Source organism: Mesorhizobium sp. WSM4808 (assembly GCF_055811675.1).
On sequence record NZ_JBVVQX010000016.1, the window covers coordinates 31,766 to 47,383 of the forward strand.

A 15,618-nucleotide genomic window follows, 5' to 3' on the forward strand; every position below is an offset into this window, starting at 1 on the left:
GGGCGAAGGACACTGTCGCCGATGATTTCGCCAATCACCAACGTCACAAAAAACAGCGCCGGCGTTGCAACAAGCCCCTTCGCCCCGTTTACGGGGAGAAGATGGCGGCAGCCAGATGAGGGGCGGCGCTGAGTTCGGTTAGCAAGCGCTCGTCCCTAGACTTTGCGAATGACCGCCTCGCCATCCTCGCCAACACCAATCATGATCTTGTCGCCGGAAGCTATGCCGGCAATATCGCACACCACCAGCGGCATGCGGATGTCATAGAGAAATTCGGCAACGATGGCGCCAACCGCCAGGATCGGGTCCGGCCGCTCCAGAAGAATGCCGGCGGGTGCCGTGCCTCTGCGGATCGCCTCGGCCAGGACCGAAGACGAGGATGACGAGCCGCGCCCGCTCGGCATGACCAAAATCCTGCCGGCGACATTTTGGCCGAGGCCAGGATGCGAATGGTCGATGATATGACCCGTCTCGGCATCGATGCCGCCCCAGAAGCTCAGCGGTTGCGAATACACCAGCGCCTGGCCCCTGGCTTCGCCGGCCAACTGGAAGATGCCGGTTCGTTCCACCGGCCGCGTCATGAGGCGCTCCGCACGACATGCCCGACGGCAGCGGAGCGGATGCAATCCTCCATCTCGGCGAAGGCGACGGACACGCCGATATTGCCCGGCGCGTAATGCGCCCATTTTCCGGAATTGGTCATCACCACGCCGTCGAGGCGTTCCAGGATCGATGTGACATAGGTGCAGGTATCGGCGACCGGGATCAGACCGAACGCCTCCATGCCCACCAGCGCGCCCTCCTCCTGCAGTCGCGTCAGGGTCGCACGGCCCGTGTTGACATAGATCGGGATGCGCCTTTCGGGTGCTGCCTCGCGCAGCAACGGCAACAGTCGCATCCATTCCTCATGCGAAAAATGCGGCGTGCCGAGCGACACGGCCGCTAGCGGCGCGCCATCCGGCACGCTCGATAGCTTGGCCAGCGCATGGCCGATATCGGCGCGGGTGATGCGGATCGTCTCGTCAGGCGCATGACCCTGGAACGCCTCATCGAGCGTCATCGCTTCCGGCGTGATGCCGACCGCATGGAACAGCGCCACAGCACCCGTCGTTGCAGCCGCCGCACCCAGCGCCTTCAGCTGGTCCTCGTCACGCGGCCGCGGCAGACCGGCAATCACCGGAACGCGGTCGCCACTCGCTTGCCCTATGATTAGCCCGACGCCGACGAAAAGGCTGTCACTCAGCTCGCCGTCTGGAACATCCAGTTCGAACAGGATCCGGCCGCGCCGGTTCTCGCTCAGATGCAGGCCCCAGGCCGGCGCGCGGCCGGTCATGGCGCAGCACAGATCGATGAAATCGCCATAGCGGTTGGTGCGCGCGCCGATCACCGAATTGGCAAAGACGATGGCGTTGGACTCACCCCAGGCGATCGGCTGGCCAAAGCTTGGCCGAAAGCGCGTCTGGTAGGGCGCGCAGGTGAAGGTCGCCTGGCAGCCGAGTTCCAGATGCGCCTTCATCAGCCGCCGCGCCGGCACCTCTTCCGCTAGGGGCATCTTGACCATGCCGGGATGGATGAGATCGAACGAACCGACATTCAGCGTCGTCGGCACCTGAACGCGGCCACCGCCTTCGACCAGCCGCTCGACGAAATCGAGACCGGCCTTGCCGTGGTAGAGACAGCCATCGATATGGGCGCCGGTAATGTCGAGCAGGCTGCCCGCACCGACCGCATTGGAAAACCCTGCCAGGATTTTCATGGCAGCGGCGGCGGACGAGCCCTGCTCGCCATCGAGCATGGCTCGGTCCTGTGCGGTCAGTTCAAGCGTCATCAGTACTCCAGCCACTTACGCGATCGTATGGCGGGGCAGCGCCCCCCTCTGCCCCTGCCGGGCATCTCCCCCACGAGGGGGGAGATCGGCAGCTTGAGCCTTATCGCATTTTTTTTGCAACGTCGGCGATTTGCGAAACCGGCCATCAAAGCCAATCTCCCCACTCGTGGGGGAGATGTCCGGCAGGACAGAGGGGGCGCCACGGAACGCCAACCATCCCATCCGTCCACAGTCCTACTTAACCCGCCGCGATCAACACCGTACTCTCCGGCGACCAGCGCAGAACGACGTCCTGACCTTCCGCCAGCCTGTCGACACCCGTGTTCTGTACAATCACCTTCAACGTCTGGCCGCCACGCTCGACGAAATAGGTGCTGTTGTTGCCGGCGAAGATGCGCTTGGAAACCTGCCCCTTGAGCATGTTGGCGGTGCCATTCGGTGCTCCGGCATCCGTGGCGATGCGGATGCGTTCGGGGCGCACGGCACAGCTCGCCTTGGCGCCGGCGGCAAGCTTGGCACCCGCGCCGGCGGCAATCGCCGTGCCGTCCGGCAGCCGGATGCCATCGCCCGTCGTATCGCCGCGAAAGATGTTGGCATCGCCGAGGAAGGTGGCGGCGAACTCGCTCTTTGGCCGATCATAAATTTCCTCGGGCGGCCCTTCCTGCACCAGCCTTCCGTCGCGCAATATGCCGATGCGGTCGCTCATCGTCAGCGCTTCTTCCTGGTCGTGCGTGACGAAGATCGTGGTGATGCCGATCTCGCGCTGGATGCGCTTGAGCTCAATCTGCATGTCGACGCGCAGCGCCTTGTCGAGCGCACCCAATGGCTCGTCGAGCAGCAGCACGCGCGGCTTGGTGACGATGGCGCGGGCGAGAGCCACACGCTGCCGCTGCCCGCCGGAGAGCTGGTGCGGCCGGCGCCCACCAAGCTTGCCAAGCTGCACCAGATCGAGCGCGCGTTGCACCTCGGCAGCGATGATCGCCCTGGCCTCGCCGCGCACCGACAGGCCGAAGGCGACATTGTCGGCGACGCTCATATTGGGAAACAGCGCATAGTTCTGGAACACCATGCCGATACGACGCTTCTCGACGGGCACCCGCTCGACGCTCTCGCCGCCGATGGTGATGCGACCCGAGTCAGGAAAATCGAAACCGGCGATCTGCCGCAGCAACGTGGTCTTGCCGCTGCCCGACGGCCCGAGCAGCGCGTAGAAGCCGCCATCGGCGAAGTCGATGGAGACGTTGTCCAGCGCCTTGTGCGCGCCAAAGCTGCGCGAGACATCGGATACCTGCACGCCGGCCATTATTTCTCTCCGCCGAATTTGAAGAACCGCGCCGTCAGCAGCATCAGCGCCATCGACACGACAATGATGATGGTCGAGACCGCGTTGATCTCGGGCGTGAAACCCTTGCGGATCGCGGCGTAGATTTCGACCGGCAGCGTCGTCTGGCCCGGCGTCGCCAGGAAATAGGACACCACGAACTGGTCGAACGAAACGGCAAACGCGAACAGCCCGCCGGCGATGACGCCGGGCATGATCCAGGGCAGCGTGACGCGGCGCGTCACCTGCCACTGGTTGGCGCCTAGTGAGCGCGCCGCCTCTTCCAGCTCCGGCGCGAAGGTCTGCAGCCGGGCCGAGACGACGACGATGACATAGGGCAGCGCCAATGCGACATGGCCGAGCAGGATCGCATGCAGGCCACGGCCGATACCGACGCCGAAGAAGAAAATCAGCATTGCCGTGCCGGTGATCAGCCACGGTATGGCGATCGGCGGAAACAAAAGCGCCTGCAGGAACTTCTTGCCACGAAATTCGTAGCGATAGAGCGCCAGCGACGCCGCCGAGCCGAGCACGACGCAAATGATCGTGGTGATGACCGCGATCTCGACGCTGTTCCAGGTCGCTGCGATCAGTTGGTCGTTCTGCCACAGCGAAGCATACCATTCAGTCGTCCATTCGAACGGCAATTGGTAGAAGGGAGAAACGTTGAACGACATCAGCGCCATGATGATGATCGGCAGATAAAGAAAGGCAAGCAGCAGCCAGATGTAGAGGCGGCCGAGTCCTTCGAGGATGCGGGTCGTCGTCATCACGCGGCCCTCCGCAGCACTGGCGACGCCACCGCCAGGATGACCAGCACTACCGCCAGCAGGATGAAGGAGAGTGCGGCACCGAGCGGCCAGTTGAACACGGCGACGAACTGGTCCTCGATGACCGTTCCGTAGAAGGTGCCGGTGCGGCCGCCCAGGATGCGCGGTTCCATGAACGAGCCGACGACCGGCACGAAGATCAGCGCCGCACCCGCGACCAATCCGGGCATCGACAGCGGGATGATCACCCGCTTCAGCACCTGCAACCGCGATGCGCCAAGCGAGCGCCCGGCCTCGATCAGCGAGTCGTCGATGGCCTGTAGCGTGAGATAACAGGTCAGCACCATGTAAGGCACATAGGAATGCACCAGCCCGATGATGACGGCCGGATAGGAATACATGAGGTCGATGTTGATCTTGAACGGCAGCACGGCATTAAGCGCGGTGTCGAGGATGCCGCCTTCGCGCAAAACCATCGCCCAGGAAAAGATGCGCACCAACCCGTTCGACCAGAACGGCAGGATGACGAGCAGGAAGATCGCCTCGCGGCTGCGCCCCTTCAGCACCTTGGCGAGCACATAGGCCGCGGGATAGCCGATGACGACGCACCACAGCGTCACTTCGAGGCCAAGGCGCAGCGAGGCCAGCAGCAGCGTCAGATAGAGGCTCTGTGAGAAGAAGGCGGCATAGTTGCCAAGCGTGAACGCCCACGGCTTTCCCGACAGCGGCAGCTCGGTCATGAACGAGAAGAAGACCATAGCGGATAGCGGCAGGAAGATCGCCACCGTCAGCCAGAGATAGGCCGGTGCCAGCAGCGGCAATGCCGATCTCAGCCCGCTTCGCGACGCAGTCGCAGCTGCCATGGTACCCTCCTCCCAGGATTGGAAGAACCAGCCGACGCGAACCGCCGGCTGGCCTAGCTGTGATCTTACTTCACGTCGACCTTAAGCTGCTGCCAGAGCGCCAGATAGGCTTCGCGCTGGGCATCGGTGATCGGCGCCTGGAACTGGATGCGCTTGGCCACTTCGGGATCACCCATGACCTTGCGGTTGAAGGCATCCTCGGGCAGCGCTTCCACCGCCTTGGTGTTGGCGGAGACGGGAGCACCGACCTTGGTGACCCATTCGACGTAGAATTTCGGGTCGATCATGTAGTTGATGAAGGCCTCGGCGCCGGCGACGTTCTTGGCGCCGACCGGAATGGAAAACGCGTCGAGCCAGGCGACGGCGCCTTCCTGCGGCACCACCAGCGAGACCGGCAGCTTGAAATGCGTCTTGGCGCGATCGGCCGAGCCGCTCCAATAGGTGCCGATGTCGATCTGGTTGGAGGCGACCATCTGGTTCCAGTCGTTTTCCGAGCTCCAGAAGGTCTTGATCTGCGGCATCAGCGAGGTCAGCTTCGTCTTGACCGCATCCATATCCTTGATGTCGTTGATGTTCTGGCCAGTGGCGATGGCGCCGAACTGCACCGCTTCGACGGCATCGTCGCGAATGACGACGCGGCCCTTGTGGGCGGCATCCCACATTTCGGCGATGCTCGTCGGTGGCTTGTCGAAGGACTTTTCGTTGATGGCGAGTGCGGTTAGACCCCATACCCACGGCACGCCATAGACCTTGCCGTCATGGACGAGCATCGGCGATCCCGCCTTGTCCTTGCTGATGTCGGCATAGTTCGGCAGCTTGGAAACGTCGATCGGCTGGATCAGTTTCCCGGCCATCGCCTGGTCGTTGAAGGCGGCGTTGATCATGACCACGTCATAGAGGCCGGGATTGGTCCGGATCTTGGTCAGCATTTCCTGTTCGGAATTGAAGAAGTCGTTGACGACCTTGTTGCCGGTCGCCTTTTCGAAAGCCTCGACGGCCCACGGTTCGTCGGCGCCGTAACCCTTCCAGTTGAGCACATGCACTTCGTCGGCCTTGGCGGCGAACGCAAGTGCGGAGGTAAAGACGGCGGTCGCCGTCAGCAGAGCAGTCAAATCAGGCATGCGCATGGTTGGTTCCTCTCTGTGGGTTTGCCCGGTTCCCGGGCTTGTCAGGCTTTTCCAGCTGTTATGCATTGGCCTTCTGTGTCCGGCCTGCTCCCGATGGGTCGGCGGCATGGCTCAGGAATGTCTGGATTTCGCGATTCGTCGGCGCCGACGAGCCGCCATGGCGGGTGACCGAAACAGCAGCAGCAGCATTGGCATAGCGCGCTGCCTCGAAGGGCGAGATTCCGTGCGCCAGCGCGCTGACGAAAGCGCCGATATGGGTGTCGCCGGCGCCATTGGTGTCGACGGCGTTGACCTTGAAGCCGGCAATGGTCTGGGCTGAGCCATCGGCCAGCCTGATATGGCAACCCTTCGCGTCGGCGCGGATGACCACGCCCGCAGCGCGTGGGCAATGGTCGACCAGAAGTCGTGCAGCGACAGCCTCGACATTGCCCGAACCGGCGATCTCAGCCGCCTCCGTCGTGTTGCAGCTCAGCCATGTGGTGCGGGCGAGCACCCGCGACAGGATGGAGCGTGGAATGTCCGAGATGACCGGCGTCGGATCGAAGACGAAAGGGGTTTCGTCCGGCAGTGCCTCGATCCAGTCCGTGAGCGCATCGCGGCTCTTGGGATAGCTTAGCGTATAGCCGGAGGTGAACACCCAATCACCCGGTGCCACCGCGACCGGCGCCATCATTTCGAGGCTGAGTATGCTCTCCGCACCTGGCCATGACACGAAGGTGCGTTCGGCGTCGCTGGAGATCATGGCGACGCAATTGCCGCTGTCCATCAAGGGCGATGGCGGCGTCAGTGTCGCGATGTTCTCGGCCATGAAGGCGGCGCGCAGGAAGTCGCCATTCGGCCCACTGCCGAGTTGGCCGCCGAACACCACCTGCATGCCGGTGCGGCTGGCCGCCACCATCATGTTGAAGCCGCCGCCGGCGACCTGGGCGAAGCTCGATGCCGTCTTTTCCATGCCGGGCGCCGGCAAAGCGTCGATGCGGTAGACATAATCGACCACGGCACTGCCTATATGGACCAGACGGCCGCTCACGCCGCCGCGTCCTTGCTGGAGCCGGCTTTCGCCGCCCTTGCCGCGACAAGGTCGGCGGCGAGCGCGCCAACCTCTGACAAGTCGATGCCGACAAGCCGGAGGATGTGCTCTTGCGGCAATCGGGAAAAGCCGGTGCAGGCGCCGGCCATGCCGGCAGCGATGGCGCCGATCGTATCGGTGTCGCCGCCGAGATTGGCGCTGATGATGGCTGCTTGCCAGGGGTCGCCACGGGCGACTTCCAGCACGGCGAAGGCAGCCGGAACGGATTCCTGACTGGCGACGCCGGTGCCGACCAGATCGGTGATCAGCCGGATCGCATCCCTGATCGCCTTGCCACGCACGATGTCCTGCGCCCAGACGATACGCGCGGCGATGTCGCCGCCGGTGACCCAATGTCCGAGCGTCGCCCCTCGCCTCGCCGCCGCGACCGCGCTGGCCGAAGCATCGCGCCAACCGCCGCCGGCGACGCCGCGGCTGACGGCCGCTGCGACGGCTGCGGCCGAGGCTATGGCGATCGAGGTGTTGTGCGTCGCCCGGCAAGTCTCCGCCACCTTGCCGACGAACGTCTCCAACGGTTCAAGCGGCATCATGATGCCGACAGGCGCGATACGCATGGCCGCGCCATTGGTGTCGCCGCTGCGTCCCGCTTCCTCGGCCGGTACGCCATTGTTGATGGCATCGATGGCACGCTTGGTCGACGGCCCCAAAAGATCATAGCTGCCGCGCGCCTTGACCTCGCGCTCCCAGTCGAGCAGCGCATTGACCCAGCGCGCGTGGTCGAAACGGTCGCCGGATTCGACCAGGATGCGGCCGAGCAGCAGCGCCTGTTCGGTATCGTCGGTGATGGTTCCGGCGGCCAGGCCCTTCGACACCGGATGATCGGCGAAAGGCTCGATGAAATCCTCTACATGGCCGTAGAGTTCGGCAATGCGAGCCGGCGACAAAAGCTGCGTCGGCATGCCGAGCGCGTCTCCCAGCGCTCCGCCGACAAGCGCGCCCATGGCGCGATCGATGGCCTTGCTGGTTGCATCCGGCATCGCTCAGAACCTCATATGCAGCGCAAAATGTGCCGGGTTGAGCAGGCTGGTGACATACTCGATCGGCCGGTCGTCAGCCGCACGCGTCAACCGGCGGCCGCGCAGGAAGGGCGTGCCTTGTGGGCAACCGAGGATGGCCGCATCCTCGGCATTGAGCATCTCGATCTCGACCCATTCCTCGCCATGGTCGGGAATGAGGCCGGCGGCGCGCAGCGTCTGGTGCAGCGAGCCCTCGCGCAGTCCGCGCAACGGTACGTCCTCAAGCTCGGAGGACAGTGGCAGCCGGCTGCGCTCGATGGAGATCGCATGGCCGTCGCTGGCGTTGGTGCGCACCCGGTCAACCGCAATGAAGAACGGGCTTTCGATACCAAGCAGCGAAGCCAGATCGGGGTCTTCGATGACCTCCAGCCGCAGCGTCCGCGTCTCGGCATTGGCGCCGGCATCGGCCAGCGCGCGCGACCAGCCGATGGAGTCATCGACCGGCTTGCCGTCGAAGGTGACGAACGAGCCAATACCAACCCTGGTCGTGATCAGCCCCCGGCTGGACAATTCCTCGAGGCCCTTGCGGACCGTATTGCGACTGACGGAGAAGCGCTGGACAAGTTCATTCTCGCTTTGCAGGCGGTCGCCGAAGCCGAGAACACCGGAGCGGATTTCATGTTCGAGAACGGTGGCGATCTGCTCGGGTTTGCCCGTACCGGGAGACAGTTGAACCGCGCGCCGCTTCATATAGTACCTGTTCAGTGAACCTGTATAATCCTGTTCAATATAGAGACCGGGATGCTATGTCAACGGGTACTGAAGACTGCCCAAAAGGCAGCGAATATGCGGAATACCGTGCAAGGCGCGCCGAGAGGCAGGTCAATATGGCCCCCGAAAAGCCGGTCGGCGATCGCCAAAAAAGAGGCATACATCAAGGGGATGGAGCCAGACCCTGATTCAATTTCACCGGAGCAGGCTACGGGATCGACACCTCACGCGGTTCGACGAGGATGTCCGCCTCGATCGCGGCGTTAATGAACGCCGCCCTTGCCGCCGAGACTTCTTTCTTTCCCTCGAGCACGGCCAGACAGACCTTGCGGGCAACCATATGCTTTTGCCCGGTCGCAACCGGCCAGCGGTTCAGCAGGATGTCTGCAGCCTGAGCGACCCGCTCCACGTTGAAGATCGAGTTTCGCGATCGGCCGAGTGCAATCCTGACCGGCTCATCGAAACGCTGATCTTGCACGATGCCACTCCCCAAAGTCGGCATTCATCGATTCGCGGCCTTCAACCCCGAGCAATGTGATAGGTTCCGCGCTAAAGGTGCAAGATGTCCGATTCCAGTGGCCAGAAAAATCCCAGGCTGATCGTCGTGGTCGCCTTCGATCGCGGTGAGGATGGCGAGTTGTTCCCCGCCTTTGGACCCGCCGACCAGCAAAGCGAAGACCGCGCTATACGCACCGCCAAGGCTCTGGCGGCAAAGCATGCCGGCGTCATCGCCTGGAGCCGTGAGGCCGATCCGACGCTAGGCGAATACGGCCCGCCTAACACGCTCTTCGTCAGCGGCGACGTACCTGACATGGAGTAATCTGGCGTCAGGATCTGGCTGCGCTCAATGCCGCAGCCAGAACGGAGACTTCTCAGAAAACACCCGCCTTTCCTTGAAGCTTGATGCAAGCCGGTTCCTCGCCCATCAAGCAAAAGCCCGCCACGGTGAACCGGAGCGGGCCTTGGAGGAGGATAAGGGGTGGGACCCTCTCCTCTTGTTTCCACGGGGGGGGTGTGGACCGCAATGACCATACGAAAGTTTTGCAGAGTGCAGGATCACAAGCCGGCTTGCCTGCATCACAATCCCGTGCGCGCCGACATTGGGGGCGCTCACGAGATTGCGATCTGTCGGCGACAACCGGGCGGGCCTGGCTAGATGCGCCCGAGCACGACAAGCACGATGACGATGAGCAGCACGAGCCCGAGGCCGCCGCCGCCATAGTAGCCGGCGCCATAAAAAGGACCTCCGCCGAGGCCGCTGAAGCCGCCAAGCAGGGCAAGGATAAGAATGATGATCAGTATGGTTCCAAGGCTCATGGCTTTCAGCTCCCGTTAGCGTTGACGCATTGGGTCGAACATCGCGGCCGCGATGTTCGAGGACGAGAACGTTCCCAAGGCTCTACCGTTCCGTGCGATCGTGGCAACGGAAACGGCCATCCAACGTGATGGAAGCCAGAACTTTGATACCGGCACGCCAATGAACGCGGAAAGCCCGCCAGTGTGGCGGGCCTTCCGACCAGCCGGAGGCCAGGAACATGCGGCCGGGCCTCAGGGCCGGTTCGGCACCTCCAGTCCCGGCACCTCCAGCATCAGCGGCGCGCGATCAGGAGGCAGAGTTGCCGGAGGTCGCGGTCGTAAGCGCCTTCGCTGCCGAGCACGTCGACGCAGCGCTTCTTCATTCGCGCCACGTTGCTATCCGACATCTGGGCCACGACACCCGGCAGGCTCGGCCTGCTGGGGTTTGACGGATTGGACGGATTGCTCGGGTTCGACGGATTGGACGGATTGATGCCGCCCCCAATACCCACGCCGACACCGACGCCGACGCCGCTCGTCCCGCCCACATTGGCGCCGAGGCCGGCAGCAATGCCGCCAAATCCTCCAACATTGGCGCCCGCGCCGGCATTGATGCCATTGCTGCCGCCGACCGAAGCGCCGAGACCAGCATTGACACCGCTCGAGCCGCCGACATTGGCACCGGCCCCGGCCTTTACACCACCGCTGCCGCCCACCGAGGCGCCCACTCCGGCGCTGATGCCGCCACTGCCGCCAACGGAAGCCCCGACGCCGGCATTGACGCCGCCGCTACCACCCACCGAGGCACCAACGCCAAGGCCGATTCCCGCAGCATTGGCGGGCAGGGAAAGGGCTAAGATTACCGCACTACCCGCCAACATGTTGGCGACTGTCTTGATGGTGTGAGCCATAACACTCTCCTGTTGTCGTTGCGCTAAAGCAATTGGCGAGAGGCCGATTGCAAGATCAACTACGCGAGGTGGTGAATTTCAGTTTCAGAGAGAGAATACTCAACCTGAAGCGTGGTATACATCAACAAAATTTCTGAAATAAAATTATAATAAAGTTGGAGTAATTTCTCTTTACACTAACAGCGCGTAAGGCCATTGATGATCGGACGTTACTCTGCTCGTCTTTACTGCGAGGCCGTACACCGCACCGGACAGCGCATGAGCCTCTCGCAAGATCAGCAAGACCGCCACGATGATTGCAAGTGGCCAGAGTCTGTCGGCGGATGCGGGAGCGAGAGAGTGCAAGCGTGATTGCAGGCCGAACGATTCTGCGCTGGCCGGCTTGTCAGACGATCCCGTAGAACAGCCTGTAGTGGACGCGCTTCATATAGTCCCGGTATTCCGGCGTCGCGGCTAACAGCGCCTCTTCGCGCAGGATGCGATGAACCTGGAAGAAGGTGATCGCGGCGTAGACAGCAAGATTGTAGAAGGAAAAGGCCGACAGCAGGAACAGGACATGACCGGCAAGGTATCCGGCATAGATCGGGTGCCGCACCAGGCGGTAGGCACCGTCGGTCATCACGCCGCGATTGCCCGGCAGAATGGCGAAAGAACGCCCTAGCGATATCTTCCCCCAGATCACGAACCCCAACGCCAGGACTTGCAGCGGCGCGGCGGCATAGATCGGGATGATGGCCACGCCCGGTTCCAGGTCGATGAAGCCGACACCGAAGCTGGCGACCACCGAAACAACCACCGTCAGCGGGTTCCAGTCGCGTACCTGTGGTCGCCGCGACAGAAGCAGCCAGGTAAAGGTCAGGATCTCTGAAATTGCCACCAGCGCCACATTGATGCGGGTCGGGTCGAGCATCAGGTGATATACGCCGCGGTAGACGAACATGCCCGCGAAGGCCAGCGCGCAGATCCGAAAGAAACCTTCGCGCAAATCCACCAGGATTTCGCGCGTTCGGGCTGCGGACAAAATCCTGCCGTCACTGATGTGCGAAAGCGCCTCGCTTTTTGATATGAGCAATGCAAACACCCCAATGATCCCTCAGGGCGACCTTTGCACGCAACCATTGCCGGGCAGTTAATCAACAAGATCAGATCGGCATTAAACTGGCTGTCGGGGAGCCAGGGCGCCACTCCCAGACGACCTGCTCCACGCGGTCGCCCAGAAAGACTGGCGACCCATCTCATTTGGTTTTGCCAGACTAGCTCAGATAGTCGTTGCGGAAATAGCTCCCGAAATCCGGGCGTTGAGCAACCAGCTTGCCGTCGGCATCACGCAAAATGCCGGACGCGAAGAGATAGCCGCCGATCGCTCCCATCTTGGCCGGATCCATCGTCCCGATGGCGCCGCTTTGGCTGCGCAGATAATGGCCGTCGATCAGCGCCTTCAGTGAGGCGTGGATCAGCGCCGGATTGGTCAACGCATCCTTGTTGGCCGCGATCAGCAGGGCTGCCGCATCTTCGGGGTGATCGACCGCGAACTGGTAGCCGCGCCGCGTCGCCTGGACAAAGGCGGCCGCAGGCTTGGGGTTTGCCTGGAGATAGGCTTCGCTCGAAGAGATCAGTGTCGTGTGCTCGTCAGGCACGCCGTAATCGGCATAGACGAAGCTGCGTTGTTTGACGCCCCTGAGCTCGGCGTCGACACCCTCCCAGGTCGAGACTTCGAGCGTGAAATCGACCGAACCGTTGGCCAGCGCCTCATAGGCTGAGGTGCCGAGCGTCACCGTCTCGAAATTGCCCTTGCCGCCATCATGGCGGATGATGGTCGATATCAGGGCGTTTTCCCAGGCGCTGCCGAAGCCGCCATAGGTCAGGCCGTCGAGGTTTCTCGGGCTTACGATCTCGCTGCGGGCCGCATTGAAGACCACGCGGCCGGTTTCCGATTGCACCACCGCATAGACGCCCTTCAGGTCCGCTCCGGCGGTTCTCTGGGTGAACAGGCTGATGGTGCCGTTGATGCCGAAATCGGCGACGCGATTTGCAACCAGCGTGCCCGCACCGGTATCGCTGTAAGGCAGGATGTCGACCTCGAGCCCGGCCTCGCGATAGAAGCCCTTGTCGCGGGCGACGAACAGTCCGATGTGGTTGGTGTTGACAGTCCAGTCGAGGGCAACGGTGACCTTTTGTGCCGATTGTGCTTGGGCTCGCCCCGATCCGGCAACGAGCGGAAGGCCTGTGGCAAGGGTCAGCAACAACGCCTGCCGGCGCGTCAAGTCAGTCATGATCGTGTCCTTTGGATGGGGTGGCGTTGAGGATGATGTCGAGAATCTCGGCCTCGAGCGTACTTGCCTGGCGCGCGGCATCGCCGCCAAGGCTGCGCGGGCGCGGCAGCGGCACCTTGATTTCACGCACGATGCGGGCCGGGCGCGCCGACAGCACATAGATGCGGTCGGACAGGAACACGGCTTCGCGCACGTCATGGGTGATCAGGAGCGCCGTCCAGCGATGATGCCGCCACATCTGTTCCAGCCAGCGCTGCATGGCCGTGCGGGTCAGCGCGTCGAGAGCGCCGAACGGCTCGTCGAGCAAAAGCATGTCGCGTTGCTGCACCACCGTGCGCAGCAAGGCCGCGCGCTGGCGCATACCGCCGGACAGTTGCGCTGGAAAATGCCGCTCGAAGCCGGCAAGCCCGAATTCGGCAAACAACGGCGCAACGCGCGCCCGCGCCGCCTGTCTCCTCATGCCTTGCACTTCGAGCCCGAGCGTCGCGTTTTCGAGGATGCGCCGCCACGGCATCAGCGCGTCACGCTGCGGCATGAAGGCGAAATGCCTGCCGTGGTCGTCGAGCGGCGCGCCGTCGAACAACATCTCGCCCTCGCCATGCTCGGCGCCGGTCAGGAGCTGGAAGAGTGTCGATTTGCCGGCGCCCGAGGGTCCAAGGATCGAGACGAATTCACCAGCGCCGACGCTAAGCGAAATATCGGCCAGCACGTCGAGCCCACCGAACGCCTTGCGCACATGCCGCAGCTCGAGCCGGTTCATCGCCAGGCCCCCTTCCCGGCGGTTTCCTTGCCGGCCCGCTCCCAGGGCATCGCGAGGCGCTGCAGCAGTACAGTCAACCCGAACAGGACAAGTGTCAGCGCGGCACTCACTCCGACGGCGGCAAGAACCAGGTCAGGACGGAAATTGTTCTTGGCGTTGAGCATGTAGATGCCCAGCCCCTTCGCGGCCCCCGCATATTCGGCGAAGATCGCGCCGACCACGGCGTAGGTGATGGAGATCCTCAAACCAGCGAAGAAATAGGGCAGCGCCGAAGGCAGCCGTGCCAGCACGAAGATGCGCCAGCGCCCTGCCCCCATGGCGCGCAGCATTTGCCCGATCTCGGCCTCGGTCGACTCATAACCCTCGACCAACGCAACCAGCATCGGAAAGAAGGTAACCAGCGCCACCAGCATGATCTTGGGCGCCAGCCCGAAGCCGAACCAGAGCACCACCAGCGGCGCGATCGCCACCAGCGGCAAGGTCTGGCTGACGATTAAGACAGGAAACATCGCACGCCGCAGCGGCTGGAAGAAGTCGACCAGCGTTGACAGCACGAAGGCAGCGCTGAGCGAACAGGCAAAGCCGAGCAGCGTGGCGCCGATGGTCGGAATGGCGTTGTCGGCCAGCGCCTGGCGATTGAGCAGCGCTTGCTCGAAAACGCGCGACGGCGCCGGCAGTGTCGTCGGCCTGATGCCGGAATAGGTGGCATAAAGCTCCCACGCCAGCAGGAGCAAACCGACCGAGATCATGGCCGGCATTGCCTTGACAAGAAGGCTCGCGATCGGGCGCGAAGCGACTGATGATGTGGCCACGGGAGATAACCTTTGACGGCAGCGCGAAAGCGCGGCTGGCTCAGACAGCCGACGGGCTGTTGGCCGAGACCGTGACGTCGAGGGTTACGTGGCCGGCGCCTGGTCCGAAGCGGCAGAAGGCCTCGTCCAGCGCCGAAAAGATCGCACCGGCATCACCGCGCAGTTTCGTGCAGAAATGCTTGGAACGCTCATAGACGCCGGACTGCTTGAGAAAATCGATGCAGCCGTAGATCTCGTCCATGTGGTCGTCGGTGCCCATCACATAGAGCGAGAACTGCGCCGCCGCCGGCTGGCCGGTGGCAGCAGCATTGCGCACCGCCGCGATGGCCGCATCCTTGCGCGGGCCGAGTGGCCCAACAGGCCCGCCAAGTGCATCGGAGCGGCAGATCGGATCATCCGGCTCGCCAGGGCACCCGCGCGAGATGGTGGCCGACAACACGCAATGTTTGCCGCTGCGTGCCGCCGCCACGAAGAGGTCGCGCATGGCGGGAAACAGCACTTCGGGCGGCCCGACCAGCAAGGTCGAGATGTCGTCGGTCTCGATCCTGAGCTTGTCGCGCCAGGGATCGAGCGCACCGAGCGCGCCAAGAATGACACCGACGAAATCGTCGGTCATGGGGTATAGGGAAATCTGTGCGCCTGAAAACATCGCCCGCCTCGCTCCGCTGGTATTACCCAGATCAGCTTCTAGGGTCTGTGGGCTTGCCGCCCCCGTCTCAGCCCCGACCGTACGGAGCACCCCTGTGGATGTGCGCCTTAAAGCATCATTCGAGTTCAAGGGAAAGCCGTTTTTTCAGAGCACTGCGCCAAAAGCATTGCGCCAGTCACGGTGCGCCTGTG

At 63.1% G+C, this 15,618-nt stretch carries 18 protein-coding genes and 1 riboswitch; of the genes, 1 reads left to right on the top strand and 17 read right to left on the bottom strand.

The annotated features are described in order from the left end of the window. Positions 1 to 155: 155 nt before the first annotated feature. The 10 genes from AC0L2U_RS25580 to AC0L2U_RS25625 form a co-directional block, all read right to left on the bottom strand. A complete protein-coding gene (locus AC0L2U_RS25580; protein ID WP_473602820.1) occupies positions 156 to 581 on the bottom strand; it encodes an aconitase X swivel domain-containing protein in 426 nt (141 codons plus the stop codon). After that, on the bottom strand, positions 578 to 1,828 hold the full coding sequence (locus AC0L2U_RS25585; RefSeq protein WP_473602821.1) for an aconitase X: 1,251 nt from the start codon (positions 1,826 to 1,828) through the stop codon (positions 578 to 580). Before AC0L2U_RS25585 ends, AC0L2U_RS25580 begins: the two co-directional genes overlap by 4 nt. A gap of 238 nt (positions 1,829 to 2,066) precedes the next feature. Then, positions 2,067 to 3,131 (bottom strand): ABC transporter ATP-binding protein, encoded by a 1,065-nt coding sequence (locus AC0L2U_RS25590; protein WP_128309945.1) that lies wholly within the window; start codon positions 3,129 to 3,131, stop codon positions 2,067 to 2,069. Beyond that, positions 3,131 to 3,919 carry an ABC transporter permease gene (locus tag AC0L2U_RS25595; protein WP_127270907.1) on the bottom strand — a complete coding sequence of 263 codons (789 nt, stop codon included), beginning with the start codon at positions 3,917 to 3,919 and terminating at the stop codon, positions 3,131 to 3,133. Before AC0L2U_RS25595 ends, AC0L2U_RS25590 begins: the two co-directional genes overlap by 1 nt. Beyond that, positions 3,919 to 4,782, bottom strand: coding sequence for an ABC transporter permease (locus tag AC0L2U_RS25600; protein ID WP_127317861.1), 864 nt, complete (start codon positions 4,780 to 4,782; stop codon positions 3,919 to 3,921). The genes AC0L2U_RS25595 and AC0L2U_RS25600 overlap by 1 nt, the downstream gene beginning before the upstream one ends. Positions 4,783 to 4,847: 65 nt before the next feature. Further along, positions 4,848 to 5,909 (bottom strand): ABC transporter substrate-binding protein, encoded by a 1,062-nt coding sequence (locus AC0L2U_RS25605; RefSeq protein ID WP_127273265.1) that lies wholly within the window; start codon positions 5,907 to 5,909, stop codon positions 4,848 to 4,850. A 58-nt stretch (positions 5,910 to 5,967) separates the two neighbouring features. After that, entirely contained in the window at positions 5,968 to 6,939 is a 972-nt protein-coding gene (locus AC0L2U_RS25610; protein ID WP_473602822.1) for a PfkB family carbohydrate kinase, read from the bottom strand. After that, positions 6,936 to 7,976, bottom strand: a complete 1,041-nt coding sequence (locus AC0L2U_RS25615) for an ADP-ribosylglycohydrolase family protein (protein WP_128289098.1) — start codon at positions 7,974 to 7,976, stop codon at positions 6,936 to 6,938. The genes AC0L2U_RS25610 and AC0L2U_RS25615 overlap by 4 nt, the downstream gene beginning before the upstream one ends. A 3-nt stretch (positions 7,977 to 7,979) precedes the next feature. Further along, positions 7,980 to 8,705, bottom strand: a complete 726-nt coding sequence (locus tag AC0L2U_RS25620) for a GntR family transcriptional regulator (protein WP_127398229.1) — start codon at positions 8,703 to 8,705, stop codon at positions 7,980 to 7,982. A gap of 229 nt (positions 8,706 to 8,934) precedes the next feature. Then, on the bottom strand, positions 8,935 to 9,228 hold the full coding sequence (locus AC0L2U_RS25625; RefSeq protein ID WP_245482812.1) for a DUF982 domain-containing protein: 294 nt from the start codon (positions 9,226 to 9,228) through the stop codon (positions 8,935 to 8,937). Positions 9,229 to 9,288: 60 nt separating this feature from the next. Here AC0L2U_RS25625 and AC0L2U_RS25630 point away from each other — a divergent pair, with 60 nt between their 5' ends. Next, positions 9,289 to 9,546 carry a hypothetical protein gene (locus AC0L2U_RS25630; RefSeq protein ID WP_127268781.1) on the top strand — a complete coding sequence of 86 codons (258 nt, stop codon included), beginning with the start codon at positions 9,289 to 9,291 and terminating at the stop codon, positions 9,544 to 9,546. A 332-nt stretch (positions 9,547 to 9,878) separates the two neighbouring features. Here AC0L2U_RS25630 and AC0L2U_RS25635 read toward each other — a convergent pair whose 3' ends face one another. The 7 genes from AC0L2U_RS25635 to AC0L2U_RS25665 all read right to left on the bottom strand — a co-directional run bounded on the left by AC0L2U_RS25635 (position 9,879) and on the right by AC0L2U_RS25665 (position 15,427). Then, positions 9,879 to 10,043, bottom strand: a complete 165-nt coding sequence (locus AC0L2U_RS25635) for a DUF3309 family protein (RefSeq protein ID WP_127268780.1) — start codon at positions 10,041 to 10,043, stop codon at positions 9,879 to 9,881. A 272-nt stretch (positions 10,044 to 10,315) separates the two neighbouring features. Then, a complete protein-coding gene (locus AC0L2U_RS25640; protein WP_128289099.1) occupies positions 10,316 to 10,933 on the bottom strand; it encodes a hypothetical protein in 618 nt (205 codons plus the stop codon). Between the two features lie 385 nt (positions 10,934 to 11,318). Beyond that, on the bottom strand, positions 11,319 to 12,014 hold the full coding sequence (locus AC0L2U_RS25645; protein ID WP_127809898.1) for a methyltransferase family protein: 696 nt from the start codon (positions 12,012 to 12,014) through the stop codon (positions 11,319 to 11,321). A 172-nt stretch (positions 12,015 to 12,186) separates the two neighbouring features. Continuing rightward, entirely contained in the window at positions 12,187 to 13,206 is a 1,020-nt protein-coding gene (locus AC0L2U_RS25650; RefSeq protein WP_127809897.1) for an ABC transporter substrate-binding protein, read from the bottom strand. Next, positions 13,199 to 13,966: an ABC transporter ATP-binding protein gene (locus AC0L2U_RS25655; protein WP_127398783.1), complete on the bottom strand. Its 768-nt coding sequence runs from the start codon at positions 13,964 to 13,966 to the stop codon at positions 13,199 to 13,201. Before AC0L2U_RS25655 ends, AC0L2U_RS25650 begins: the two co-directional genes overlap by 8 nt. Beyond that, the gene (locus AC0L2U_RS25660) at positions 13,963 to 14,715 is read right to left on the bottom strand and encodes an ABC transporter permease (protein ID WP_127398784.1); all 753 of its coding nucleotides are present in this window, start codon (positions 14,713 to 14,715) and stop codon (positions 13,963 to 13,965) included. The genes AC0L2U_RS25655 and AC0L2U_RS25660 overlap by 4 nt, the downstream gene beginning before the upstream one ends. Before the next feature lie 103 nt (positions 14,716 to 14,818). Next, positions 14,819 to 15,427 (bottom strand): YkoF family thiamine/hydroxymethylpyrimidine-binding protein, encoded by a 609-nt coding sequence (locus AC0L2U_RS25665; protein WP_127382253.1) that lies wholly within the window; start codon positions 15,425 to 15,427, stop codon positions 14,819 to 14,821. Next, a riboswitch (TPP riboswitch) is annotated at positions 15,418 to 15,531 on the bottom strand. Its footprint overlaps the gene before it by 10 nt. Between the last annotated feature and the right edge of the window lie 87 nt (positions 15,532 to 15,618).

Coding starts and splice junctions, on each gene's coding strand:
- AC0L2U_RS25605 (WP_127273265.1), bottom strand. CDS start 5,909: ATGCGCATGCCTGATTTGACTGCTCTGCTGACGGCGACCGCCGTCTTT.
- AC0L2U_RS25590 (WP_128309945.1), bottom strand. CDS start 3,131: ATGGCCGGCGTGCAGGTATCCGATGTCTCGCGCAGCTTTGGCGCGCAC.
- AC0L2U_RS25640 (WP_128289099.1), bottom strand. CDS start 10,933: ATGGCTCACACCATCAAGACAGTCGCCAACATGTTGGCGGGTAGTGCG.
- AC0L2U_RS25650 (WP_127809897.1), bottom strand. CDS start 13,206: ATGACTGACTTGACGCGCCGGCAGGCGTTGTTGCTGACCCTTGCCACA.
- AC0L2U_RS25660 (WP_127398784.1), bottom strand. CDS start 14,715: ATGATCTCGGTCGGTTTGCTCCTGCTGGCGTGGGAGCTTTATGCCACC.
- AC0L2U_RS25665 (WP_127382253.1), bottom strand. CDS start 15,427: ATGTTTTCAGGCGCACAGATTTCCCTATACCCCATGACCGACGATTTC.
- AC0L2U_RS25600 (WP_127317861.1), bottom strand. CDS start 4,782: ATGGCAGCTGCGACTGCGTCGCGAAGCGGGCTGAGATCGGCATTGCCG.
- AC0L2U_RS25625 (WP_245482812.1), bottom strand. CDS start 9,228: ATGCCGACTTTGGGGAGTGGCATCGTGCAAGATCAGCGTTTCGATGAG.
- AC0L2U_RS25655 (WP_127398783.1), bottom strand. CDS start 13,966: ATGAACCGGCTCGAGCTGCGGCATGTGCGCAAGGCGTTCGGTGGGCTC.
- AC0L2U_RS25635 (WP_127268780.1), bottom strand. CDS start 10,043: ATGAGCCTTGGAACCATACTGATCATCATTCTTATCCTTGCCCTGCTT.
- AC0L2U_RS25620 (WP_127398229.1), bottom strand. CDS start 8,705: ATGAAGCGGCGCGCGGTTCAACTGTCTCCCGGTACGGGCAAACCCGAG.
- AC0L2U_RS25580 (WP_473602820.1), bottom strand. CDS start 581: ATGACGCGGCCGGTGGAACGAACCGGCATCTTCCAGTTGGCCGGCGAA.
- AC0L2U_RS25630 (WP_127268781.1), top strand. CDS start 9,289: ATGTCCGATTCCAGTGGCCAGAAAAATCCCAGGCTGATCGTCGTGGTC.
- AC0L2U_RS25595 (WP_127270907.1), bottom strand. CDS start 3,919: ATGACGACGACCCGCATCCTCGAAGGACTCGGCCGCCTCTACATCTGG.
- AC0L2U_RS25585 (WP_473602821.1), bottom strand. CDS start 1,828: ATGACGCTTGAACTGACCGCACAGGACCGAGCCATGCTCGATGGCGAG.
- AC0L2U_RS25615 (WP_128289098.1), bottom strand. CDS start 7,976: ATGCCGGATGCAACCAGCAAGGCCATCGATCGCGCCATGGGCGCGCTT.